25 protein-coding genes are annotated in these 23,426 nt (G+C 71.3%); 7 read left to right on the forward strand and 18 right to left on the reverse strand.

Translation table 11 applies throughout. From position 1 onward, the window contains the following. Nucleotides 1-898, reverse strand: an 898-nt coding sequence (locus DJ74_RS15425) for a Gfo/Idh/MocA family protein (RefSeq protein WP_141212725.1), incomplete at its 3' end; no start/stop codon positions are given. Nucleotides 899-986: 88 nt separating this feature from the next. On the opposite strand from DJ74_RS15425, the gene DJ74_RS15430 reads away from it, so the two are divergent. The 4 genes from DJ74_RS15430 to DJ74_RS15445 all read left to right on the forward strand — a co-directional run bounded on the left by DJ74_RS15430 (nt 987) and on the right by DJ74_RS15445 (nt 4,527). Beyond that, nucleotides 987-1,856: a hypothetical protein gene (locus tag DJ74_RS15430; RefSeq protein WP_094524885.1), complete on the forward strand. Its 870-nt coding sequence runs from the start codon at nt 987-989 to the stop codon at nt 1,854-1,856. 99 nt (nt 1,857-1,955) lie between these two features. Then, nucleotides 1,956-2,333 (forward strand): 6-carboxytetrahydropterin synthase, encoded by a 378-nt coding sequence (locus DJ74_RS15435; protein ID WP_094524861.1) that lies wholly within the window; start codon nt 1,956-1,958, stop codon nt 2,331-2,333. Further along, entirely contained in the window at nt 2,330-3,484 is a 1,155-nt protein-coding gene (locus tag DJ74_RS15440) for a glycosyltransferase family 4 protein (RefSeq protein ID WP_094524862.1), read from the forward strand. The genes DJ74_RS15435 and DJ74_RS15440 overlap by 4 nt, the downstream gene beginning before the upstream one ends. Next, on the forward strand, nt 3,481-4,527 hold the full coding sequence (locus tag DJ74_RS15445; RefSeq protein WP_394338318.1) for a class I SAM-dependent methyltransferase: 1,047 nt from the start codon (nt 3,481-3,483) through the stop codon (nt 4,525-4,527). The genes DJ74_RS15440 and DJ74_RS15445 overlap by 4 nt, the downstream gene beginning before the upstream one ends. Before the next feature lie 42 nt (nt 4,528-4,569). Here the strand turns inward: DJ74_RS15445 and DJ74_RS15450 are convergent, their stop codons facing one another. After that, on the reverse strand, nt 4,570-5,553 hold the full coding sequence (locus tag DJ74_RS15450) for a TIGR00269 family protein (protein ID WP_094524863.1): 984 nt from the start codon (nt 5,551-5,553) through the stop codon (nt 4,570-4,572). A 548-nt stretch (nt 5,554-6,101) separates the two neighbouring features. Between DJ74_RS15450 and DJ74_RS15455 the strand changes: the two genes are divergently transcribed. Beyond that, on the forward strand, nt 6,102-6,620 hold the full coding sequence (locus DJ74_RS15455) for a DUF4442 domain-containing protein (RefSeq protein WP_094527813.1): 519 nt from the start codon (nt 6,102-6,104) through the stop codon (nt 6,618-6,620). 10 nt (nt 6,621-6,630) lie between these two features. On the opposite strand, the gene DJ74_RS15460 is transcribed toward DJ74_RS15455, so the two are convergent. From DJ74_RS15460 to DJ74_RS15475, 4 genes are all read right to left on the reverse strand, one after another. Further along, nucleotides 6,631-7,425: a response regulator gene (locus tag DJ74_RS15460; RefSeq protein WP_094527814.1), complete on the reverse strand. Its 795-nt coding sequence runs from the start codon at nt 7,423-7,425 to the stop codon at nt 6,631-6,633. 117 nt (nt 7,426-7,542) lie between these two features. After that, nucleotides 7,543-8,499, reverse strand: coding sequence for an alpha/beta fold hydrolase (locus DJ74_RS15465; RefSeq protein ID WP_094527815.1), 957 nt, complete (start codon nt 8,497-8,499; stop codon nt 7,543-7,545). 86 nt (nt 8,500-8,585) lie between these two features. After that, complete coding sequence (meaB, locus tag DJ74_RS15470; protein WP_094527816.1) at nt 8,586-9,728, reverse strand: methylmalonyl Co-A mutase-associated GTPase MeaB; 1,143 nt, start codon at nt 9,726-9,728, stop codon at nt 8,586-8,588. Next, nucleotides 9,729-10,148, reverse strand: coding sequence for a cobalamin B12-binding domain-containing protein (locus tag DJ74_RS15475; RefSeq protein ID WP_094524868.1), 420 nt, complete (start codon nt 10,146-10,148; stop codon nt 9,729-9,731). It lies immediately after the preceding gene. A 200-nt stretch (nt 10,149-10,348) separates the two neighbouring features. Here DJ74_RS15475 and DJ74_RS15480 point away from each other — a divergent pair, with 200 nt between their 5' ends. Further along, nucleotides 10,349-11,248 carry a VOC family protein gene (locus DJ74_RS15480; protein WP_094527817.1) on the forward strand — a complete coding sequence of 300 codons (900 nt, stop codon included), beginning with the start codon at nt 10,349-10,351 and terminating at the stop codon, nt 11,246-11,248. Between the two features lie 56 nt (nt 11,249-11,304). On the opposite strand, the gene DJ74_RS15485 is transcribed toward DJ74_RS15480, so the two are convergent. From DJ74_RS15485 to DJ74_RS15520, 8 genes are all read right to left on the reverse strand, one after another. After that, nucleotides 11,305-11,694, reverse strand: a complete 390-nt coding sequence (locus DJ74_RS15485) for a hypothetical protein (protein WP_094527818.1) — start codon at nt 11,692-11,694, stop codon at nt 11,305-11,307. A gap of 135 nt (nt 11,695-11,829) precedes the next feature. Then, nucleotides 11,830-12,882, reverse strand: coding sequence for a sodium:calcium antiporter (locus tag DJ74_RS15490; RefSeq protein WP_094527819.1), 1,053 nt, complete (start codon nt 12,880-12,882; stop codon nt 11,830-11,832). Between the two features lie 69 nt (nt 12,883-12,951). After that, entirely contained in the window at nt 12,952-13,410 is a 459-nt protein-coding gene (locus tag DJ74_RS15495; RefSeq protein ID WP_094527820.1) for a low molecular weight phosphatase family protein, read from the reverse strand. A 55-nt stretch (nt 13,411-13,465) separates the two neighbouring features. After that, on the reverse strand, nt 13,466-14,164 hold the full coding sequence (locus DJ74_RS15500; RefSeq protein ID WP_094527821.1) for a PhoU domain-containing protein: 699 nt from the start codon (nt 14,162-14,164) through the stop codon (nt 13,466-13,468). Then, complete coding sequence (gene pstB / locus DJ74_RS15505) at nt 14,165-15,001, reverse strand: phosphate ABC transporter ATP-binding protein PstB (protein WP_094527822.1); 837 nt, start codon at nt 14,999-15,001, stop codon at nt 14,165-14,167. It lies immediately after the preceding gene. A 1-nt stretch (nt 15,002) separates the two neighbouring features. Beyond that, the gene (gene pstA / locus DJ74_RS15510; RefSeq protein ID WP_094527823.1) at nt 15,003-16,775 is read right to left on the reverse strand and encodes a phosphate ABC transporter permease PstA; all 1,773 of its coding nucleotides are present in this window, start codon (nt 16,773-16,775) and stop codon (nt 15,003-15,005) included. Then, nucleotides 16,775-17,749, reverse strand: a complete 975-nt coding sequence (gene pstC / locus DJ74_RS15515; RefSeq protein ID WP_094527824.1) for a phosphate ABC transporter permease subunit PstC — start codon at nt 17,747-17,749, stop codon at nt 16,775-16,777. Before pstC ends, pstA begins: the two co-directional genes overlap by 1 nt. Nucleotides 17,750-17,804: 55 nt before the next feature. Then, the gene (locus tag DJ74_RS15520; protein WP_094527825.1) at nt 17,805-18,803 is read right to left on the reverse strand and encodes a PstS family phosphate ABC transporter substrate-binding protein; all 999 of its coding nucleotides are present in this window, start codon (nt 18,801-18,803) and stop codon (nt 17,805-17,807) included. 205 nt (nt 18,804-19,008) lie between these two features. Here DJ74_RS15520 and DJ74_RS15525 point away from each other — a divergent pair, with 205 nt between their 5' ends. Further along, entirely contained in the window at nt 19,009-19,338 is a 330-nt protein-coding gene (locus tag DJ74_RS15525; protein ID WP_094524878.1) for a hypothetical protein, read from the forward strand. Nucleotides 19,339-19,350: 12 nt separating this feature from the next. Here DJ74_RS15525 and DJ74_RS15530 read toward each other — a convergent pair whose 3' ends face one another. From DJ74_RS15530 to DJ74_RS15545, 4 genes are all read right to left on the reverse strand, one after another. Then, nucleotides 19,351-21,546 carry a (Fe-S)-binding protein gene (locus DJ74_RS15530; protein WP_094527826.1) on the reverse strand — a complete coding sequence of 732 codons (2,196 nt, stop codon included), beginning with the start codon at nt 21,544-21,546 and terminating at the stop codon, nt 19,351-19,353. A gap of 123 nt (nt 21,547-21,669) precedes the next feature. Further along, nucleotides 21,670-22,383 (reverse strand): energy-coupling factor transporter transmembrane protein EcfT, encoded by a 714-nt coding sequence (locus tag DJ74_RS15535; RefSeq protein ID WP_094524880.1) that lies wholly within the window; start codon nt 22,381-22,383, stop codon nt 21,670-21,672. Beyond that, nucleotides 22,380-23,171 (reverse strand): energy-coupling factor ABC transporter ATP-binding protein, encoded by a 792-nt coding sequence (locus DJ74_RS15540; protein WP_094527827.1) that lies wholly within the window; start codon nt 23,169-23,171, stop codon nt 22,380-22,382. The genes DJ74_RS15535 and DJ74_RS15540 overlap by 4 nt, the downstream gene beginning before the upstream one ends. Before the next feature lie 55 nt (nt 23,172-23,226). Further along, a partial coding sequence (locus DJ74_RS15545; RefSeq protein ID WP_141212726.1) for a biotin transporter BioY occupies nt 23,227-23,426 on the reverse strand: 200 nt, incomplete at its 5' end.

Raw genomic sequence — 23,426 nt, forward strand, 5'->3', positions numbered from 1 at the left:
TCGCGGCGAGGCGCTCGACGGCGTCGACGTACTCGTAGGGCTTCGCCGGAGACGTCGGCGGCGCGCTCACGTACTCCCGCCCGACGCGACCGAACCGGACGGCGTCGCGGTCGTCGTCCATCGCGCCGGTCCCCGTCAGGTACAGCGAGCCGTCGTCGCCGTGGAGCTCCAGCCCGTAGAACTCCCGGCTCCGGTGGGGGGCGTAGAAGCTGGCGGTCAGCCTGACGGTCGGCCCCGCCGCGAACGCCAGCGTCGCCTCGACGTGGCTCGGCGTCGAGGGCCGGCGCTCCTCGCGCTCGGGCCACACGTCGAGCGCGTCGGCGACGCGGACGCGCTCGACCGGGCCGAACCACGACACCAGCAGCGCGAGCGGGTACACGGCCCCGTCGTACAGCGGCCCGATATCGAGGAAGGAGTCGGGGCGGTCGTGCCAGTCGGTCACGCGGCCGACGTGGGCGTGAGCGTATCCGAGCCCCACCGGGCCGAGCCGGCCGTCGGCGAGGAGGCGCCCCGCGCGGCGCTGCGAGGGCGCTCGCGGCGTGCCGGGTGCACAGCCCAGCGCGAGGCCGCGGTCGCGGGCGAGCGCCACCAGCGCCCGCGCCTCGTCGGCGTCGAGCGCGAGCGGCTTCTGCGAGTAGACGTGGCGGTCGGCTTCGAGCGCGGTCCGGGTCACCGGCGCGTGGGCGGCGTGGCTCGTCAGGTTCACCACTACCGGCGCGTCGACCGCGGCGAGCGCCGCGTCCAGGTCGGTAAAGGACGGGCAGTCGTGGGCCGCGGCGAGGGCGGCGGCGCGATCCCCGTCGAGGTCGACGACGCCGGCGAGCGACAGCGGACTCCCCGACAGGCCGGCGGCGTACTCCGGCGCGATCGACCCGGCCCCGGCGAACAGACAGTTCACGGTCGTATCGAGGCGGGGAGACGTATATGCCTCCCGCCGGAGCGGTTTAGTCGCCGCGCGCTAACTCACGGTCGTGACGGAACCGGGAATGAGCCGCCTCGGGACCGCCTACCTGCGCGGGTTGCAGGCGGTCGGTCGGCGGCTCGACTACGGGACGAACGCCTTCGACCGCGAGTGGGACGTCCTCGTCGTCCTCGACGCCTGTCGGGCCGACCTGCTGCGTTCGGTCGCGGCCGACGTCGACTTCCTCGACCGCGTCGAGACGGTCCGGTCGGTCGGCAGCTCCTCCTCGGAGTGGTTGGAGAACACGTTCGTCGGTCGCCCCGAGACGGCCCGGACGGTCATGGCGACGGGCAACACGTGGACCGACCGCTACCTCGACGCCGACGCGTTCGCGGCGCTCGACGAGGTGTGGAAGTACGCGTGGGACGACGCCCTCGGCACCGTGCCGGCGCGGGCGGTCACCGAGCGGGCGGTCGCGCTCGCCCGGGAGCGCGACCCCGACCGACTCGTCGCCCACTACATGCAGCCGCACCACCCGTTCGTCCCGGACCCCCTCGACGGCGACGACGGGCTGGCCCGGACGGGGAGCCACAGCAACGAGGGGAACCCGTGGGTGTCGCTCCGGCGCGGCGAGGTCTCGGTCGAGCGCGTCTGGGCCGCGTACGAGGCCAACCTCCGCCACGTGCTCGGCGAGGTGGAGACGCTCGCCGACAACGTCGACGGCCGCGTCGCGGTCACGGCAGACCACGGCAACCTCTTCGGCGAGTGGGGGCTGTACGGCCACCCGATGAACACCCCCGTGCCCGCCCTCCTCGCCGTGCCGTGGGCCGAGACGACCGGCGTCGACCGCGGGACGCTCGACCCGGCGCTCGAACCGCCGGAGCCGCTGCCGGTGAGCCGCGTTCACGGGGAGAGCGACGAGCGAGAGCGGCTCGCGGCGCTCGGCTACCTGTGAGCGTCCGTCGGGCCGACGGCGGGGACGCGGCCGGCGGCAGTCCCGGTCGCCTCTCCCCCGCCCTCCGGATTTAGGTGCGTCGCGCCCGTGGATCGGTGTATGTACGCGACGACGGTGCTGACGGACTTCGTGGCCCAGCACTACCTCACGGTCCCCGACCCCGGACCCGAGGGCGTCCCGCACTCCCACCACTTCGAGGTGGAGCTGACGTTCCGCGGGCCGGAGCTGAACGAGTACGACTACCTCGTCGACATCGACGACGCCGACGCGGCGCTCGCCGACCTCGCCGACCGCTACCGCGACGAGCTGCTCAACGACCTCCCCGAGTTCGAGGGGCGCAATCCGAGCGTCGAGCGCTTTGCCCGGGTGATCTTCGAGCGCGTGACCGACGCGGTGACCGACGAGACCGTGACCGAGCTGTCCGTGACGGTCTGGGAGGACGACGCGGCCGCCGCGACGTACGACGCCCCGGTATGAGGGTCGGGCTCACGCTGTACGGGAGCCTCGACGAGCGGTCCGGAGGGTTCCGCTACGACCGGAAGCTGGTCGAGGGGCTCCGGGCCGCCGGCGACACCGTCGAGGTCGTCGAACTCCCGTGGCGAGCGTACCCGCGCGGGCTGCTCGACAACGCCAGCCCGTCCCTCCGCGACCGCCTCCGCGTCGACGTCGACGTGATGCTGCAAGACGAGCTCGCGCACCCCTCTCTGGTCCTCGCCAACCGCGGTCTGCCGTACCCGATCGTGAGCGTCGTCCACCACCTGCGGGCGAGCGAGCCGCGCCGCCTCTCGCCGCTGTACCGCGCCGTCGAGCGCCGGTATCTCGCGACCGTCGACGGCGTCGTCTGCAACAGCGGGGCGACCCGCGACGCGGTCGCCGCCCTCGGCGTCGACCCCGACGAGACCGTCGTCGCCCCGCCCGCGGGCGACCGGTTCGATCCTGCAATCGACGGCGACGCGGTCGCGGCGCGCGCCGCGTCGCTCGGGGAAATCGGCGAGGAATCCGGAGCCGGCGACGGCGCGTCGGTCGCCGACCCCGCTCCCGCGCCCCTCCGAGTCGCGTTCGTCGGGAACGTCGAACCGCGGAAGGGGCTCGACACGCTCGTCGAGGGCGTGTCCCGCGCCGACGCCGCCGTCGACCTCACGGTCGTCGGCCGGCCGGTCGACGAGTCCCACGTCGCCGACGTCCGGCGATTGGTCGGCGAGCGCGGGCTCGGCGACCGCGTGCGCTTCGCCGGCCGGCTGTCGGACGACGCGCTGGCCGACGTCCTCCGCGAGAGCCACGTCCTCGCGGTCCCCTCCCGGTACGAGGGGTTCGGGATCGTCTACCTCGAGGGGATGAGCTTCGGTCTGCCGGCGATCGCCTCCCGGGCGGGCGGCGCGAACGAGACGGTCACCGACGGCGAGACGGGCGTCCTCGTCGACCCGGACGACCCCGCGGCCGTCGCCCGCGCGCTCGACGAGTTCGCGGCCGACCCCGATCGGACTGCCGAGATGGGCCGCGCCGCCAGGCGGCGGTACGAGCGTCACCCGGGCTGGACGGAGTCGACGGGTCGAGTCCGGCGACTCCTCGCCGACGTCGCTGACGCGGGCGACGGCGTCGACGCGATAGACACGGAGGTGGCGACGTGACGGGCGACCGCGACGTGACCGGAAGCGGCGACGAGTCCGCCGAGGCGACCGACGAAGAGGCCCCCGCCGACGACGCTCTCGCCGACGACGCCATCGCCGACGACACCGACGCCTTCCGGCGCTACCTCCGCGCGAAGCGGACCGTCGACGACCGGGCGCTCGACCGCCGGCTCGTCGGGATCCTCCGCGAGCGGCTCGCCGACCGCGCCGCCGCGAGCGCCGGGCCGCTGCGCGTGCTGGAGGTCGGGGCCGGCATCGGGACGATGGTCGCCCGCCTGATCGATCGGGAGGTGCTCCCGCCGGGCGAGACGCGGTACGTCGCCGTCGACCGCGACGCGGAGGCGCTCGCCGGCGTCGGTCCGTACCTCCGGGAGTGGGCGACCGACCGAGAGGGACCGGTCTCCGTCGAGACCGCCGACGGCGACGCGCTCGTCGTCGAGACCGACGCCCGTACGGTTCGGGTCGAGCCGGTCGCCGCCGACGCGGTCGCGTACGCCGGGGAACGCCCGGGCGAGTGGGACGCCCTGATCGGGATGGCGCTGCTCGACGTCCTCGACCTCGACGGGCTCGACGCCCTGCTCGACGCGCTCGGCCCCGGCGGGACCTACTACTTCCCGATCACCTTCGACGGCGGGACGCGCTTCCGCCCGGCGCACCCCGACGACCGGGCAATCGAGCGGCTGTACCACCGGCACATGGACGAGAAACCCGACGGAGACAGCCGCGCCGGCGGCGCCGCGCTCTCGCGCCTGCGCGAGGCGGACGGCTCGACGCTCCTCGCGGTCGCCGGCTCCGACTGGGTCGTGCGTCCCGCCGACGGCGAGACCGGCTATCCGGCCGACGAGGCGTTCTTCGTCCGGCACATCCTCGACACCGTCGAGCAGGCGGTCGGCGAGGTGATCGCCGTCGGGGGCGACGGATCGCTCTCGGCCGCCGACCTCGACGCGTGGCTCTCAGAGCGGCGGCGACGGGTCGACGCCGCCGAGCTCGTCTACCTCACCCACCAGCTCGACCTGCTCGGGCGGGTCGACGGCGACGCCTGACCGACAGAACGCTCGGGTCGCCGACCGCGTTCGACGGGGCGGTCAGGTCGCCGCCTCGATCGAGTCGAGCAGGCGGCACTTCCGGCAGACGTCGCGGCTCGTCTTCGAACCGCAGCGCTCGCACTCGCCGAGGTCGGGGGCGCCGTCGGCGGCGTCGCCGCCCTCGCGGTACGCCTCGGCGGCGAGCGCGGAGAGCTCCTCGTAGCCGGCCATGATCGAGTGGCGGGCGCCGGGGTGGTTCTCCTCTAACTCGTGGATCGTCGACCGGATCTCGCCGCGGTACGCCTCCGAGGAGTGGGGGCACTCGGCCATGTGCGTCGGGAGGTCGCGGACGTGACAGTAGAGCGCGATCTCCTTCTCGGGCACGTCGCGGAGCGGTTTGGCACGCGGGACGAAGTCGTCGGTGCCCTCGCGCTCGTCGAAGGGGCCGAGCGAGGCGTCGAAGTGTTTCGCCACCTGTCGCACGTCGCCCTCGAGGAAGTTCATCATCGCCGTCTGCGCCTCGTCGTCGAGGTTGTGGCCGGTGAGCAGCTTGTCGGCGTCGAACTCGGCGGCGTACTCCTCCAAGAGGTCGCGCCGGAACACGCCGCAGTACGCGCAGGCGGCCATGTTCTCCGGGTCGCTCTCGACGACGTCGTCCATCTGCACGCCGAACTCCTCCTCGTAGGAGACGACTTCGTGCCGGAGCGAGAGCTCCTCGGCGAGCTCGACGCAGGCGTCGAGGCTCTCGTCGCGGTATCCCTCGATCCCCTCGTGGATCGTCAGCGCGAGCATCTCGACGCGGGGGTCCTTCCCGAACACGTCGTCCAGAATTCGCGTCAGCGCGACGCTGTCTTTCCCGCCGGAGAGGCCGATCACCCAGCGGTCGGGGTCGTCCGGCGTCGCCTCCGGATCGAGGAGGGAGTCCTCCCGGACCCGGCGTTTCACGCGCTTCTCGACCGACCGGCGGAGGTGCTCGCCGCAGAGGTGCGCCCCGGAGTAGGCGGCGTGGTGGACGGCGTCGGCCCCGCACTTGTCGCACTCCATCGGTGTCGGGTTACCGACGCGCGCGGATACCCGTTTCGGGCCGCCTACGTGAGAGCGGGAGCGAGATCGGACGGAAGTGAGACCGACGGAAGCGCTTCCGAAGCCCTGATCGATCGTTTATAAGTAATTGATGACGGATCGACGGCGAACGCCTCCGAAGCCCCAGTCGCGACGGCTCGCGCGGCTTGCTGCGTTCCTCGCTCGGTCGCTGGTGCTCTCTCGCTGCGGTACTTGCTTCGCCGTGCTTCGCCCTCGCGACTGCCCCTTCGAGTCCCGCCCCGCACCGCGACCGCACCTCACGCCTCCCCAGCCTCGTCGGTCGCCCTCCGCGTCGCTCCGGGCGACCGACTCCAGCGAGAATCGAAGATTCTCTGGCAGCCGGCGCGGAGCGCCGGCGACCTCGCGCAGGCTGCTCGCGCCCGGTAGGCGCTCGCAGGTGCGCGCCACCGCAGTCATTTACATAAGCGTCAGATATCGACATCGACAACCCCGGGCGCGTTGTCGCCGGTTCCGACACGGGTTTGTCGCCGGCGCGGCGCCTCCGAGACGTGACCGACTCGCCGACCGGCGTCGACCGCGACCCCGATCCCCGTCCCCTCCGCGAGGACCCGCCGGCGGAAAGTCTCCGGACCCGGCTGTGGCGCCACGGCTTCAACCTCCTGCCGGCCTACCGCGGGACCGGCGCCCGCGTCGACCGTATCGGCGCGGACTGGCGCTACGTGCGGATCCGCGTCCCGTTCAACTGGCGGACCCGCAACGCGGTCGGGACCATCTTCGGCGGGAGCCTCTACGGCGCGATCGACCCGGTGTACATGACGATGCTCCGGCGGCTCCTCGGCGACGGCTTCACCGTCTGGGACAAGTCGGCCGCGCTCGAGTTCCTCGAGCCGGGCCGCGACACGCTGTACGCCGAGTTCGAACTGCCCGTCGCCGAGACCGACGCGATCCGCGACGCGCTCGGTCCCGGCGAGTCGACCGACCGCGACTACCTCGTCTCGCTCGTCGACGAGGCGGGGACCGTCCACGCCGCCTGCGAGAAGACGCTGTACGTCCGGCGGGACGCCTGAGTCACGCCCGTCAGTCGCTCGCGGCCGTCCCGCCGGCGACCTCGTCGAACGGCGACACCGAGATGACGAGCCGGTCGTCGCTCGCCGTGCTCACCAGCTTCGACTCCGCGAAGGTGGTCCCGTCGGCGCGGAGCCCCTCGCTCGTCCCGGTCCACCGCTCGCCCTCCATCACCGCCGGGATGACGTGGGTCCGGATGTGTTCGACCTCCTCGTCCGGGTGGAGGCGCTGCCAGGGCTCGCCGACCAGCTCGTCCGGCTCGTAGCCGTACAGCCGCCCGTACTCCTCGCCGACGAACTCGAAGGTGCCGTCGGGCGCGACCGTGCAGACCCCGTCGAGCGCGACCTCGGTCGCGGGACCGACGCCCTCGGCGTCGCCGTCCCCGACGCTCTCGGCGCCCGCCTCGAAGCTCCCGCCCTCGCCGTCGACCGCGTGTCCGACTCGGCGTAAGAGCGCGGTGTACCCGTCGACGCCGCCGCGCTTGTGGACGTAATCGCTGACGCCCGCGCGGACCATCTCGGCCGCGATGGCGTCCGGCTCGGTCGCCGAAAAGAGGAGGAACGGGAGGTCCGGCTCGGTCTCCCGCGCCGCCGAGAGCAGCTCGACGCCGGTCCGACCGGGCATGTCGTAGTCGCTCACGACGCAGTCGAACGCCTCGCGCTCGATGCGCGCCAACGCCGCGTCCGGGTCCGTCTCGGCGACGGCCCCGCAGTCGATCCCGTCGTCGCGTTCGAGGTACGCGGCGACGAGCGCGGCGAGCCCCGGTTCGTCGTCGACGCAGAGCACTCGAAGGGATGAGTCGGTCATACTCCCGCGTCGGCGATCATCGCCTAAACCGCTTGCTTCCCGATGCTCAGGTCTGATACTGGGATTCCGACCGGCCCGACGCGGGGGCGGTCCCCGGCCTCCGGTGCGGCTCCCGTCTCAGGCGGTCGCGCCGGCGACGAGGCTCTCTCGCACCGTTTCGACGAACCGCTCCGGGTGCTCGACGTGCGGGAGCAGCCGCGCGCGGTCGAAGACGACGAGGCGCGCGTCGGCCTCGTCGGCCAGGTCGCGGCCGTCCGAGAGGGGGCTCACCTCGGCCTCACGCCCCCAGACGATCGTCGGGGGCACGTCGAGGTCGGCGAGCGCGGCCGCCAGGTCGAGGTCGCTGTTGAGGTAGCCGGATATGAAGGAGGCCGGCGCGAACCGAGCGTTCTCGACGTGGGTCGTCCGCCACTCGTAGTCGGTCCACTCCTCGCTCGGGTTCGTCGGGTCGTCGTAACCGTGGTCGGCGTTGAAGTAGCGGATCGACGGCTTCGACGCGATCACGTTGAACAGCGCGTCCCCGATCAGCGGCGACCGGATCAGTTCGCGGAGCCACGACTTCGGGGGGCTCGGGCCGGCGGTGCTCGTCGGACAGACGCCGACGAAGCCGCTCACGTCGACCGCGTCGCTCCCCGACCCGTCCCCGGTCGCCGCCCCGGCGGCGTACGCGGCCGACAGCGACGAGGCGACGACGGCCGGCTCGTCGAGCTCCGCGAGGAAGTCGCGGACGAAGTCCTCGTACAGCGCCGCGGAGTACCGCAGCGGCGGCCGATCGGAGCGACCGTACCCGGGGAAGTCCGGCGCGATCACGTGGTAGTCGACGGCCAGGTCGTCGAACACCGCGCGCCACTCCCCCGAGGAGCCGGCGGCGTTGATCCCGTGGAGCAGCGCGAGGTCCGGGTCGTCGGGGTCGCCCGCCTCCGTGAACGCGACGTCCATCCCGCGCCAGCGGAAGACGCCGTCGTCGCCGTCGAGCGGGGCCTCCAGCTCGCCCTCGTACCGGAGTCCGGTGTTGGCCGCGGCGAGCGCGCCGACGCCGAGGAGGGCGGTCCCGGCGAGGTTCCTGAGCTTCATGGAAACCTGTTGGTCCGCTGGCGACTTATACCTCGTGGCCCGCCCGGGCGGTCACGCCTCGCTCCCGACCGCCGCCCCTCGGTCGGTCACTCCCGGTCCGTCTCCACGCAGTCGACGATGGGGGCGACGACCTCGGCGGCGACGCTGTACGGGTCGGTCTCGCGCCGGCGGACCGCCTCGGCGAGCCGGTCGATCCCGCCGCGGCGCTCGATCTCCTCGGCGGCGAGGGCCCCGACGTCGGACCGCACGAGCGTCCGGATCTCCTCGGCGTAGCGCCGGCGCTTCGTCGCCTCGATCTCGCCCGACTCCCGGAGGTGCGCGGCGTGGGCGTCGAACGCCGCGATCAGCTCGTCGACGCCCTCGCCCGTGTTCGCGACCGTCCGGAGCACCTCGGGGGTCCACCCCGGGGCGTCGTCGCCGCTCGCGTCGGCCGCGTCGCCGGAGGCCGCCTCGCCGTCCGAGGGGGTCGGGTCGTCCGGGTGCTCCGGCGCGTCGAACCCGTGATGGCCCGTGTCGAGCCCCGTCGTCGGGCCCTCCCGCCGGTGGACCATCTCTTCCAACTCGGCGAGGGTGCGCTCCGCGCCGTCCATGTCGGCCTTGTTGACGACGAACACGTCGCCGATCTCCAGGATGCCGGCCTTCAGCGTCTGCACGTCGTCGCCGGAGCCGGGCTGGACGAGCACCGCGACCGTGTCGGCGGTCCGCACCACGTCGACCTCGTTCTGCCCGGCGCCGACCGTCTCGATGACCACGACGTCCTTCCCGAAGGCGTCGAGCGCCTTCACGGCGTCCGCGGTCGCCATCGAGAGCCCGCCGAGCTGGCCGCGCGCGCTCATCGACCGGAAGAACACGTCCATGTCGCCGACGTTCGACCCCATCCGGATCCGGTCGCCGAGGACCGCGCCGCCCGTGTACGGCGAGGAGGGGTCGACAGCGACGACGCCGACGGTGTCCCCGCGCTCGCGGTAGGCCGCCGCGAGCTTGTCGACGAGCGTCGACTTCCCGGCGCCGGGCGAGCCCGTGATCCCGATCACGTCCGCGCCGCCGGTGTGCCCGTGGAGCGCGGAGACGATCGCCCGGTGGCCCGCGGCGCGGTCCTCGATCCGGGTGATGACGCGGGCGAGCGCCCGGTGGCTCCCGGCGAGCAGCTCCTCGACGAGCTCGGCGTCGCGGTCGCTCAGCTCCGGGGTCCGCTCCGCCGCCGACCCGTCACGTTGCGGCCCGTCCATCTACGCCCGCTCCGGCACGTTGTTCCGGATGAACTCGATCGTCTCCTCCATCGGCGTCCCGGGGCCGAACACCTCGGCGACGCCGAGCTCCTTGAGCTCCGTCTCGTCGTCGTCAGGGATGATCCCGCCCACGAGGATCAGGGTGTCCTCGAACGCGTCGTACTCCTTGAGCCCCTCGATGACCTTCGGGACGAGGGTGTTGTGGGCGCCCGAGAGGATCGAGATGCCGAGCACGTCGACGTCCTCCTGGACCGCCGCCTGTACGATGTCCTCCGGCGCGCGATGGAGCCCGGAGTAGACGACTTCGAAGCCGGCGTCGCGGAACGCCCGCGCGATCACGTGTGCACCCCGATCGTGGCCGTCGAGTCCGACCTTCGCGACCAGACACCGAATGGCCCGCTCCTCCTGTTCGACGCTCATATCGGGTACTGCGTCGCGTGCCCGTTTGATTCTAACGGACGATCGGGAGGGTCCGGGTCGCCGACGCGGTCGCGGTCGGTCGTCCCGTTCGCTCACGGCTTCCGCGACCGGGGACCCGGTCACGACTCCCGCGACCGGCGGGTCCCGTTACCGCTTCCGCGACCGACGCGTTGAACGCGCGGGCGCCCCTGAGAGGCGACATGCCCGACGCTTCCCCCGAAGACCGCCTCCCGCCCGGCGCGCGGATCGGCCGCGCCGCGCTCCGCGTCGCCGACCTCGACGAGACGACCGCCTTCTACCGCGACGTCGTCGGCCTCGCCGTCATCGACTGCGACGGCGACAGGGCCGTCCTCGGCGCCGACGGCGACCCCCTGCTCGTCCTGCGACGCGACCCGGACCGCCCCGAGCGCGGGCGCACCGAGGCCGGCCTCTTTCACGCCGCGTTCCGGGTCCCCTCCCGGGCCGCGCTCGGCGAGGCGCTGGGTCGGGTGCGGGAGCGCTGGCGCCTTGACGGCGCCTCCGACCACCTCGTCAGCGAGGCGCTGTACCTCGACGACCCCGAGGGAAACGGGGTGGAGATCTACCGCGATCGCCCCCGCGAGGAGTGGCCCACCGACGACGACGGGACGGTGCGCATGGCGACCGACCCGCTCGACTTGGAGGGGGTCGCCGCGGCCGCAGAGGCGGTCGAGGGGGACGCTTCCGCGGGATCGTCGCCCGTCGACCGCGCCCCGCCCGGCACCGACCTCGGCCACGTCCACCTCGAAACCGCGTCGCTGTCGGCGTTCGAGGCGGTGTACGTCGACGGGCTCGGCTTCGAGGTCGGCATGACCGGCCCCGACGTCCGGTTCGTCGCCGCCGGCGGCTACCACCACCACCTCGCCGCGAACACGTGGCGCGGGCGGACGACGCCCGCGACGGGGCTCGGGCTCGCGTGGTTCGAGGTGGTCGTCCCCGACGCCGACGCGCTGGACGCGGTGCGGGAGCGGCTGGAGGCGGTCGCGGCCGACGGCGATGTCGATGTCGCCGTCGACGAGCGCGGCGGAGGGGTCACCGTCACCGATGCCGACGGTATCGAGGTTCGCGTTCGGACGGAGTAGAGAGGAGCGGCGGTCAGGCTCCCGCAACGGAGGGGATCAGCTCGCCGAGAAGAGCGTTAGCACGCGAGGGCCGGCTCGGCGTCACCCTCGACCAGCACGTCGGTCAGCGTCTCGAGATCGGCTCGCAACGTCGCCTCGTCGTCGTCGAATCCGTACCGCTCGAGGGCCGCGGAGCCGTCGATCCGCAGCGTCTCGCTGCTCGGCGGGAGCGCGGCTCGGACCCCACCGGCCGCGCGCTCGTTGATAACGGTCGGTCGGTCTCTGTCGGAGTCGATCCCGATGCGGAGCTCGGCGAGCGGTTCCAGGTCGTCGTTCCGTTCCGCGGCGTCCACGACGCCGTGGAACCAGCGGGCGGCGAGGCGTTCACTCGGTAGAATGATATGTCCGGTGTCGCGATCGAAGCTCGTGTTATGGCGTCGAATACGACGCTCTAAGGTCTCGTTCATCTACGGCCAATCAGGGCCTCTGTTCCGTTAAATGTTGGCTTTCAGGGCCTCTATCCGTCGATATTGATAATGTACGTTCGGTACGGTTCGGACCCGCCGGCCGTCGGCTCACGGGGCGGCCGGCTCACGGGGCGGTCACGTGACGATCGATCGGAGCGTCTCCTCGGTCAGCAGCGCGGTAATCCCGAGCGCCTCGGTCGTCATCCAGCCGAGGAAGGCGACGTACATCGCGAGGAAGACGTACCCCTCCTCGGTAGTGATCTCGAACTCCGTCGCGGACATCACCACGACGACGAGGGTGGTATAAAACAGAAATAACAGTAGCGGCACGGATGTGAGGAAGCCGATCGAGACGCCGCCGGCGAGGATGACGCCGATCGGCAGCGCCGCGACGAGATTGAACGTGTTGGTCCCGAAGACGTTCGCGATCGCCGCCCGCTTGTCGCCGGCCTCGCCCATCTTCACGCCGACGAGCAGGTCGGGGAACGAGCTCAGCACCGACAGCACCGTCACGGAGATGAGGAACGACGGCGCGTCGAGCGCGTCCGAGATCTGTACCGTCATGGTGACCATCGACTCGACGCCGACCAGCACGACGACCAGCCCGGCCGCGAACAGCCCGGCCTGTTTGGGGACGTTCGTTGACTCGGCCCGCTTCATGTCCGACGCCCCGCTCTTGCCCCCCGCGAGTAAGATGACGTACACGCCGTACAACACTAGCAGGCCGACGCCCATCTGCGGCGTGATCCGCGCGAGCTCGCGCCCGTCGGTCCCGAGCACGCCGAGCGCGATCACGCCGAAGAGGGCGAGCACGGCGACCATATAAAAAATGGCGTCGCGGTAGACGATCCCCTGCGTCGTCGTCGTGTCGCCGCTCGTGATCGCGACAGCGGCCGGGATGACCAAGATATTGAACACCGCCGTCCCGATGAGCGCCCCGGCGCCGACGCCGAAGTCGCCGAGCACGAGCACCGAGATGACGATGATCGCGAGCTCGGGGAACGACGTCGCGGCGGCGACGATGAGCCCGCCCTGGATCGCCTGCGAGACGCCGAAGTGGTCGCTGATCTTCGAGGTCGTCGACTCGATGACGTTCGCCCCCTTCCAGGTCAGCAGGAACCCGATCGCGCCCAACACGAGCCAGACGGCGAGCGACTGGTCTCCGATGAGCTCCTGCAGTACAGTCACGTCTCGTCAGTGCGTCCGAAGTCGATTAGAGCTTCCGGAGTCGATAATGGCCGCCTCGACGCGGAGCCCCTACTCACCGTCGCACTCGCCGAACCGCTCGTCGAAGAGGACGACCACGCGGCGCTCGATATCGTCGCGGATCTCGCGGACCTCCTCGATCGGGCGCTCGCCCGGGTCGTCGAGGTCCCAGTCGTCGGTGTCGACGCCGTCGAGCTCCAGTGTCGAACAGCCCATCGTGGCGACGAAGTCCGACGCGGCGAGCGTCTCGTCGGACACGTGTCGCGGCGTCCGACCGTTCACGTCGAGGCCGACCTCGGCGAGCGCCTCGACGACCACGTCGTGGACGCTGTCGGCGGGGGCGGTGCCGCCCGTGACGACCTCGACGCGGTCGCCGAGGCCGCGCCGGTCGCGCTCGCGCTCCGCGAAGGCGGTCGCCATCTGGCTCCGGCCGGCGTTGCGAACGCACATGAACGTGAGGGTGGTCGTCGCGTCGGTGACGTCGTCGTCCGCGGTCTCTGAGGGTGTCATGGTCTCTTGTGGATTGTGTCTCGGCCGTCCGTTCCGTCTCCGTGCCGACCGCCGGTCAGTAGATCAGTTCGTCGTCGCTCTCGATCATGTACAGCGTCCGGGCGGCGATGTTGACCCCGTGGTCCCCGACCCGTTCGAGGTCGCGGATCGCCAGCAGGGCGCGCGAGATCTCGTCGAGGGTGTCCGCGAGCCGGTCCGGGTCCGGGTCGCCGTCCCCGTTCGCGGCGGCGCGGGCGCGGTCGGCTTCGAGGAGGCTCCGCACGACCGCTTCGCTCGCTCGGCGACAGCGCTCGTCGAGGTCGTCGTCGCGAACGTTGATCTCACGGCACGCGTCGGGGTCGGTCGCCTCGTAGGCCGCGACCGCGTCGGCGACCATGTCGCCGGCCGCGTCGCCGAGCCCGCGGAAGTCGACGGCCGGGTGGATCCCGCCGTCGTCGCCGCCGTACGCGGCGATGTTGGTCGCCAGGTCGCCGACCCGTTCGAGGTCGGTGATGATCTTGAACGAGGCCGTCACCAGCCGGAGGTCCCCGGCCACGGGCTGCTGGAGCGCGAGCAGCTCCGTGCACTCCTCCTCCAGTTCGAGGTACCGCTCGTTGACGACGTGATCCCCGCCGATCACCTCGTCGGCGAGGTCGTCGTCGCCCGTCTCGGCCGCGCGGAGGGCGGTCTCGTACCGGTCGAGGACCAGGTCGCCCATCGCGACCACGTCGCCCCGGAGCTGCTCCAACCGCTCTTGGTAGTTCTCGCGAGGCATCTACCCGAACTTCCCCGTGATGTAGTCCTCGACGCGCTGCTCCTCGGGGTCCTCGAAGATCTTGGTGGTGTCGTCGTACTCGACCAGCCGCCCGCCGGTGAGGAACACCGCGGTCCGGTCGGAGATGCGCGCCGCCTGCTGCATGTTGTGCGTGACGATGATGACGGTGTACTCCTCCGCGAGGTCGTCGATGAGGTCCTCGATCTTCGAGGCCGCGACGGGGTCGAGCGCCGACGTCGGCTCGTCCATCAGGATGACTTCCGGGTCGGGCGCGATGGCGCGAGCGATACAGAGCCGCTGCTGTTGCCCGCCGGAGAGGTCGAGCCCCGAGGAGCCGAGCTGGTCTTTCACCTCGTCCCACAGCGCCGCGCCCTTCAGCGACTCCTCGACGCGCTCGTCGACGTCGCCGTCGAACCCCTGGATCTTCAGCCCGTACGCGACGTTGTCGCGGATGGACTTCGGGAACGGGTTGGGCTTCTGAAACACCATCCCGATCTTCCGCCGGAGCGCGACTGGGTCGACGTCGTCGTCGTACACGTTCTTCCCGCCGAACTCGATGTCGCCCTCGACCCGACAGACCTCGATCATGTCGTTCATCCGGTTGATACACCGGAGGAACGTCGACTTGCCGCAGCCCGAGGGGCCGATCAGCGCGGTCACGCGCTTCTCGGGGATCTCCATCGACACGTCGTCGATCGCCTGCTCGTCCCCGTAGAAGACGTTCAGGTCGCGCGCGGCCACCGCGGTCCGGTCCGAGGGCGCCGTTCGATCGTTCGATCCGGTCTCTACGTCCGTCGTGATGAGCGAGTCGCTCGGTTTCGTTTCGGTGTTACTCATGTTAGTTTCCCCGCTCCGCGCGGTTTCGCAGCAGTATCGCCGTCCCGTTCATGCCGATGAGGATGATCAGCAGCGTGATCACGCCGGCCGCGACGACCCCGTACCGGAACTCCGCCTGGGGGAAGTTCGCCCACGCGTAGATCTGCATCGGCATCGCGCTGAACCGGCTGAAGAGGCTGCTCGGCGCGCTGAACACCGTGGTCGCCGCGCCGATCATGATGAGCGGCGCGGTCTCGCCGATCGCCCGTCCGAGCGCCAGAATGGTCCCGGTCAGGATCCCGGGCAGCGCCTCCGGCAGCACGACGTTCTTCGTCGTCTGCCACCGGGTCGCGCCCATCGCGTCCGACCCCTGGCGCAGGTCGTCCGGGACCGACCGGATCGCCTCCTGCGCGGAGATGATCGTGATCGGTAGGATGAGCAGCGACAGCGTCAGCGACGCGGTCACCGCGGTCCCGAGCCCGAACCCGAGCAGGTTCGCGAACAGCCCCAGCCCGAGCAGCCCGTACACGACCGACGGGATGGCGGCGAGGTTCGCGATGTTCACTTGGAGCAGCCGCGTCAGCGACCCGACGAGACCGCTCCCCGCCGTGTACTCCTCCAGGAAGACGGAGGTCCCCACGCCGAGCACGAACGACAGCACCGCGACCAGCGCGATGATGATCACCGAGCCGACGATCGCCGGGTAGAGTCCGGCCTCCTCCGGCGTTCGGGAGGGCGCCTCCGTGACGTAGCTGGCGTCGAGCCACGGGTCCGGGGCCGGAACCCCCCACGCCTCGACGATCAGCGCCCCGGCGACCACGCCCGCGGCGAGGAGGAGCGGCAGGGCCAGGCCGACGACCCCGTCGCCGACCTCGACCACGCGGGAGACGTACACCGCCGTCGGCACGCCGGTCAGGGCGAGCACGAGGAGGACGGTCGGCGCCGGGAGTCCGGCGCCGGCGGCCAGGAAGCCCCCGGCGGCGGCGACGGCGAGCGGGAGGCCGGCGACGACGGCCCCGACGGTCCGACCGCTCCGTTCGGCGACGAGGTACGCCCCGGCGGCCGCGACCGGGACCGCGATCGTCCAGAGGTAGATGATGAGGTCCGACGGGTACACGGCGATCACGTCGCGGAGGAACACCGCGGCGAAGAGCCCGAGGGCCCCGACCGGGACCGCCGCGCCCGCCGCCCGGTCCGCGGACCGCCACCGGCCGTACGCGTACAGCGCGACGCCCGGCAGGACGCCGAGGGTGTACGCGAGGAACCACAACAGCGCGTCGAACACCAGGAACAGCGTCCCCGCGGCGAGGCCGATCGCGACCCCGCCGACGAGCCGACCCACCAGCCCGAAGCCGACGGCGCCGACCCGGCCGCGGCTCCCGACGTACGCGAGGTACGCCGTGAGCGGCGTGACGACGACGAAGAGGTACGCGAGCTGCCAGCTGAGTCGCGGAATCGGCGCGACGAACGCCTCGATCGCGGTGAACACCGCGGCGACGGCGACGAGTCCTCCGCCGAGTGCGACGAGGGACCGCCGGATCACCGCCGGGTCGTCCACGCTGTAGAGGCAGAACGCGATGAAGGGAACGACGATGGTGACGAAGTACGTCAGCAGCCACTCCGGGCTGGCGTTCGCCAGGTCGAAGGCGTCGATCGTGACGTACACGAGCAGCACGCCGAGCGCGACGAGGCCCACCACGCTCGCGCCCAGCGAGAGGTACTCGAAGACGGCTCCGCGGACCTGGCTCACCTGGCCGAACCCGCCGACGTTCGCGTTGTCAGCGTCGGTCGCCATCAGTACTCCTCCCGGTACCGCTGTGCGATGATATCACTGATCACGTTCATTACGAGCGTCACCACGAACAGCGTGAGTCCGAGCGCGAACATCGAGTCGTACGGGATCGATCCGCCCGTGAGGTCGCCGCCGGCGATCTGGACCATGGCGACGGTGATCGTCATCCCGGAGTCCAAGAGGACGTCGGCGGGGTTGATGACCGGGATCCCGAAGGCGGCCTCCCGGACCGTCGGCATCCGCGCCTGCGCGCCCATCGCGACGACGACGATCATCGTCTCGCCGATGGCGCGGGACACCGCGAGGATGTACGAGGAGGCGATCCCCGAGATGGAGGCCGGGACCACGATCCCGGTCGACACCTCGAACTTCGTCGCCCCGAGACCGTAGCCGGCCTGCCGCAGGTCGTCGGGGACCGCGCTCATCGCGTCCTCGGAGATGGACGACACCATCGGGATCGTCATGATGCCGACCATGATCGACGCCGAGAGCGCGTTGAATGTGCTCATGCCCGGGAACAGCGTCGCCTTCAGCGCGGGCGTGATATACACCAGCGCGAAGTACCCGTACACGACCGTCGGGATACCGGCGAGGATCTCGAGGAGCGGCTTCAGTATCGACCGCGCGTTCGTCGTCGCGTACTCGCTGAGGTAGATCGCCGTCAGCGTCCCCACTGGGAGCGCGATGAACGCCGCCGTGACCGTCACGACCAGCGTCCCGATCAGCAGGGGGATGATGCCGAACGACTGCCCGCCGCCGGCCGGGTTCGGGCTCCAGTTGGTGCCGGTCAGGAACTCGGTTATCGGGACCTCTTGGAAGAACACCACCGCGTCCGACAGCAGCGTCACGAAGATCGCGACCGTCGTGAGCAGAGTGATCGCCGCGCACGCGGCGAAGAGGCCCCCGTAGGTTCCCTCCTTCAGTCGTCTGAGCCCGCTCCGCCGCTGGAGGTCCGGGCTCTCGGTACTATCTGTCACAACCGGTCGGGTATCGAACGCTGTCGTAAATCAATACACCGGTTCATGACGGGCGTTACTCCTGCGCCCGCTCGATAGCGTCTTCGAGGATCTCCATCTGCTCCTCTTGGGTCTCCTCGGTCGCGGGCACGTACCCGACGTCGCCGGCGACGAGGTCCTCGTTCGTCGTCTGCTCGACGAAGTACCGGGCGAACTCGGCGACGTGCTCCTTCCCGAGCGACTCGATCGACGGGTAGGTGAACAGCGGCCGGGAGAGGGGGGTGTACTCGCCGCTGGACGCCGTCTCGAGGCTGGGCTCGACCGGTCCGTCGCCGTCGTCGATGCCGAGCGCCTTGAGCTGGTCGGGGTTCTGGAAGTAGTACGCGAAGCCGAAGTAGCCGATCGCGTACTCGCTCCCGGAGACGCCCTGCGCGATCGAGTTGTCCTGCTCGGTCGCCTGGTAGTCGCTGGTGTGACCGCGGTCCTCCAGGATGGCCTCGATGAAGTAGTCGTACGTCCCGGAGGTGTCGGCCGCGCCGAACCGCTCGATCTCCTCGTTCGGGAACTCGTCGCGGACCTCGTCCCAGGTCTCGACTGCGTCCTCCTCCCAGATCGTCGCCAGCTCCTCGACGGTGAGCGAGTCGATCCAGTCGGCCTCGGGGTTGACGACGACCGTGAGCGCGTCCGTCGCCGCGATGAGCTCGACGAACTCGACGCCGTTCTCCTCGCACAGCTCCTCCTCCTCCGGCTGGATCGGCCGGCTCGCATTATTAAAGTCGGTGTCGCCGACGCAGAAGTAGTTCGAGAACCCGCCGCCCGAGCCGGTCGAGCTGATGTCGATCGAGAGCTGGTCGTGGTCCGCGGCGAAGTCCTCCGCGATCGCGCTCATCAGCGGGAAGACGGTCGAGGAGCCGGCGATGTTGATCGAGCCCGAGAGGCCGTCGTCTCCGCCGTCGGAACCGTCTCCGGAGCTCTGCGTACAGCCGGCGAGACCGAGGGCCCCGACACCGGCGAGCGCCGCAAGCGATTTCCGCCGCGTGATCCCCTCAGTCTCCGCGTCGTGGCTTGATGCCATCACCTGTCCGTGGACGTTTTCGAGTTAAATAGTATGCTATGAGGAGTATACCTCGGGACGTACCGCTCGGGTGCGATATATACTCTATATAGTTCTCATCGGCGGCGGTCCGCCTGCGCGGACGGAGAGCACCTCGACCGCTCGGAGTCCCATCTCGACACCCCACGGGCGTATTTTTAAGCCCCTCCGTGCGAAGACCGGGACGATGACCCCTCCGACGAACGGGGACCGGATCCGGCTCTCGCTCTCCCGCGAGGAGGCGTGGGTCGCGCACGCCGCCCTGCTCGACGCGGGCGCGGCCGCGGTCGACGCCGGCGACGACGCCCCCGCGCAGTGCCGCCCGATCCGGCGCATCGAACGGGACCGCGCGCTCGCCTCCGAGGGCGCCGAGCTCCTCCGCGACGCGCTGATCGACTACCTCGGCGACGCGCCCGTGCGCGACCGCGCCCCGGGGCGGGCGGTGTTGCGGCGGGTCGACGACGCGGTCGAGTCCCGGCCGCGATCGAGCCCGCGGGACGGCGGCCGCGGCGCCTGACGGGTTTCGTTTTTACCCCGACCCCGCCTCCACCGCCTCGATCAGCAGCTCCGCGACGTCGACTATCTCCACGTCGTCCTCGAAGTCGCCCGTCTTCCGGCCGTCCTCGAACATCGTCGTGCACATCGGGCAGGCGACGACGAACTTCTCGATCGCGCCGCCCGCGTCGGTGTCCTCGACCGCCTCGCGGAGGCGCTCCTCGCTCGGCTTCACCGCCTCGTCGTGTTCGGTCCAGAGCCCGCCCCCGCCGCCGCCGCAGCAGAACGAGTCGCTCCGCGAGCGCGGCATCTCGTAGAGGTCGGCGCCGGTCGCGCGGATCAGCTCGCGGGGCGCCTCGTACTCGTCGTTGTACCGGCCGAGGTGGCAGGGGTCGTGGTAGGTGACGGTGTAGCCGAGCTCGTCGCCCGCGAGGCCGAGCCGCCCCTCGTCGACCAGCTCCTCCACCACCTGCGTCCAGTGACGCACGTCGACCGCGCCGTCGGCGTTCCACGGCTCCTCGCGGTCGAACGGCATCATCGGGTCGTCGGCGAACTCGGCGAAGTCGACCTCGGGGTACTCGTTTTTGATCGTGTTGTACGAGTGCGGGTCCGTGCAGACGATCGAGTCGAACTCGCAGTCGGCGAACGTCTCGACGTGGTGACCCGCCAGTTCGAGGTAGAGGAACTCCTCGCCGATCCGGCGCACGTCGTTGCCGTCGTTCTTCTCGTCGTCGAAGAGGATGCCGAACTCGACGCCGGCCTCGTCGAACAGCCGGGCGAGCGCGCGGGCGACCTTCTTGTTCCGGTCGTCGAAGCTCGGGTAGTCGCCGACGTACCAGAGGTACTCCACCTCGCGTTCGCGGGCGTCCGGGACCTCGACGTCCTCCAGTTCGTCCGCCCAGTCGCCGCGGGCCGACTGCGACTCGCCGAAGGTGTTCCCCTTCTGCATCACGTCTTGGAACACGTCTTGGAGGTTCGAGTCCACGGCCCCCTCGTCGACGAGCTGGCGATTCATCTTGGTGAACGAGGTGAGGTGTTCGATGTCGACCGGGCAGGCGTCCATGCAGGCCATACAGGACATGCAGGACTCCATCGACTCGCTGTCGATCACGCCGCCCTCGTCGGCGACGATGGGGACGGTGCCGCCGTCGTTGACGGCGGCGGAACCGGCCACGCCGCCGTCGGTCGCGACCGACCCGCCGCCGCCCGCCCCCGCGACCGGGTCGTCCGTCACCGACTCGCGGTACGCCTTCAGGTCGAGGATCACGTCCCGCGGGTCCAGGTTCCGACCGACCGCGTCGGCCGGACAGGCGTCGGTACACCGGCCGCACTTCGTGCAGGCGTCGCCGTCCATCAGCTCCTTCCAGGTGAAGTCCTCGATCGACTCCGCGTTGGTGTGATCGAGGTCCGCGGGGACGTTCGGGAGCCGCGCCCCCGCCTTCTCGTCGCGGGCGACGACGTTTGCGAACGAGGAGATCATGTGGAACGGCTTCGCGTACGGGATCCACGCGATGAACGCGAACGCCAGCAGCGAGTGGCTCCACCAGACGACGCCGTAGATCGCCTCGGCGCCCGCGGGCGTCAGCCCGACCCACTGGAATCCGGCGGCCATCGCCATCCCGATGAAGCTCACCGTCTCGTCGGCCCGCGCCGGCTGGCCGACGATGCCCAGCGCCTGCACGACGAAGCCGCCGACGCCGAGCAGGAAGAGGGTCCAGACGAACGCGTCGTCCTCGAACGAGGTGTGTTTCCCCCACAGCCGCCCGTCGCGCTCGCTGTAGCGCCGGTACATGGCCATGCCGACGCCGACGACGAACAGCAGGCCGAACGCGTCGACGACGAACTGGTAGGCCAGATAGAAGTCGCCCACCCAGAACGACTCGCCCGCGATCGGGCGGTAGACGTCGATGTCGAACCCGAGGATCGTCGTCGCGACGAGCAGAGTGAGGAAGCCCCACAGCACGAACGCGTGCATCACGCCGGTGTACGCGTCCCCGTCGAACTGGTTCTCGTTCGAGAGCACGGTCCGGGTCGCGGAGACGATCCGCGACGGGAGGTCCGACAGCCGTTCGCGGGGGTCCGAGCTCCCGCGGGCGTACGCCGCGAACCGGGCGTACACGCCGTACAGGAACACCAGGATCGCGACCGCGGCGAGCCAGTAGAACGCGGCTTTCCCCACCGGGCCGATCGTCCAGAACGTCTCCCGGGTGGCCGCCTGCAGCGGAGTCATGATCGATCAGGCGGATACGGTCCGGTTAAAACTTGCCACACCGCGGGGCCGGGGCGCCAATTGGACGCGGTCGGAGTGCGCCGCTCCGGCCTCGAACCGCGGTCTGAATGCGTCGTTCCGGACTCAGAGCGCGCCGACCAGCGCGGCCGCGAACAGGGCGCAGGCGACCGCCAGCGCGACCGCGTCCGCCCGGCCGAACGCCAGCCGCGGGAGCGTCGGATTCCACGCGAAACACCGGGCCGCGAGGGCGGTCCCCAGCCGGTCGGCGCGGCCGAACGCGCGGTTGATCCCGGCGGCGGCGACGATCCGCATCCGGTCGCGGACAGCCAGCTCGTCGCCGAGGCGCGCCCGCATCGCGTCGCGCGCGGTCAGCAGGTCGCGTTTCAGGACCGGGAGGAACCGGAACACGAGCGCGACGCCCGCCGCCAGCAGCTGCCCGGGCCTGCCGGGGACCGTGTGCTGGATCGCCGCCCGGGAGTCCCGGACCGGCGTCGACCGGACGTAGGCGGCGGCGATGAAAAGCACGAGCAGGACCCGGTAGCTCGCCAGTCCCGTGTCGACCGCGCGGCCGATCCGGAACCAGGGGGCGCCGAGCGTCGCGCCCGCGACGACCGGGGCGACGAGGAGGAACGGGAGCGCGAACCGATACGCCCACAGGTCGCGGGGGCCGCCCCCCGCGAGCCGCAGGCAGCCGACGGCGACGACCGACAGCGCCGCGAGGCCGCGCGGCGTCGTGTGCGCGAAGGCCGCGGCCGCGAACCCGAGTTGCACGAGCAGCTTCGACCGGGGGTCCAGCCGGTGTGCGAGCGCGTCGTCCGGGACGTACGCGAGGGTCACCGGCCGGTATCGACCGCGCGGTCGGTCGCCCCGCGGTCACCGCTCTCGCCGGCCTCGGCCGCCGGGACGCGCACGTCGAGCCCGGGGAGCGCCGCGGCCGCCTCCGCCGGCGGCGCGTCGACCGCGACCCGCCCGTCGGCCAGCCCGACCACGCGGTCGGCGATCCCGAACACGTCCCGCAGGTCGTGGGTGACGACGACGACGCCGGTCCCCGCCCGGCGGAGCGCGCGGAGCCGGTCGACGACCGACCGCCTCGCGGGCTCGTCGAGGCCCGTGAACGGCTCGTCGAGTACGAGGTGGTCCGGCTCCATCGCCAGCGCGCCGGCGATCGCGACGCGCTCGCGCTCGCCGCCCGACAGCGACGCGATCCGGTCGTCCTCGCGCCCGGCCATGTTGACGGCGTCGAGCGCGTCGCTCACCCGGCGGTCGATCTCGGCGTGCGACAGCCCGAGGTTCTCCGGGCCGAAGGCGACGTCGCCGCCGACGGTCGCCGCGACCAGCTGGTCGCGGGGGTCCTGGAACACCATCCCGACCGCGGTCCGGGCCGCGACGAGGTCGTCCGCGACCGGGGTCCCGTTGACGGCGACCCGGCCGGCGTCCGGCTCGACGAGCCCGTTGAACGTTCGGACCAGCGTCGTCTTCCCGGAGCCGTTCGCGCCCGCGACGATCAGGAACTCGCCGTCGGGGACCGCGAGGGAGACGTCGTCGACGGCGGTGACGCCGGCCGCGTCGCTCCCGCCGGAGCCCGCACCGCCGTACCGGCAGGTGACGCCGTCGACGTCGATCACGGCGTCACCTCTGAGTCGCTCACGGCGTCACCTCTGAGTCAATCACGGCGTCACCTCACTCGGCCGCGATCGCGTCCGAGCGGACGATCCCGATCGCGGCGGCGATCTTCGCGCCCTCCGCCGGGAGGAACACGACGGCTCCCTGGACGGTCGCCTCGACGAGGGTGAGCTCCAGGTTCAGGTAGAGGCCGACGACGCCCATCGCGTAGATGACGACCGTCCCGGCGGTCATCGCGCCCACGAGGACCGGGACGG

The organism is Halorubrum sp. Ea8 (genome assembly GCF_002252925.1).
Lineage (GTDB): Archaea > Halobacteriota > Halobacteria > Halobacteriales > Haloferacaceae > Halorubrum.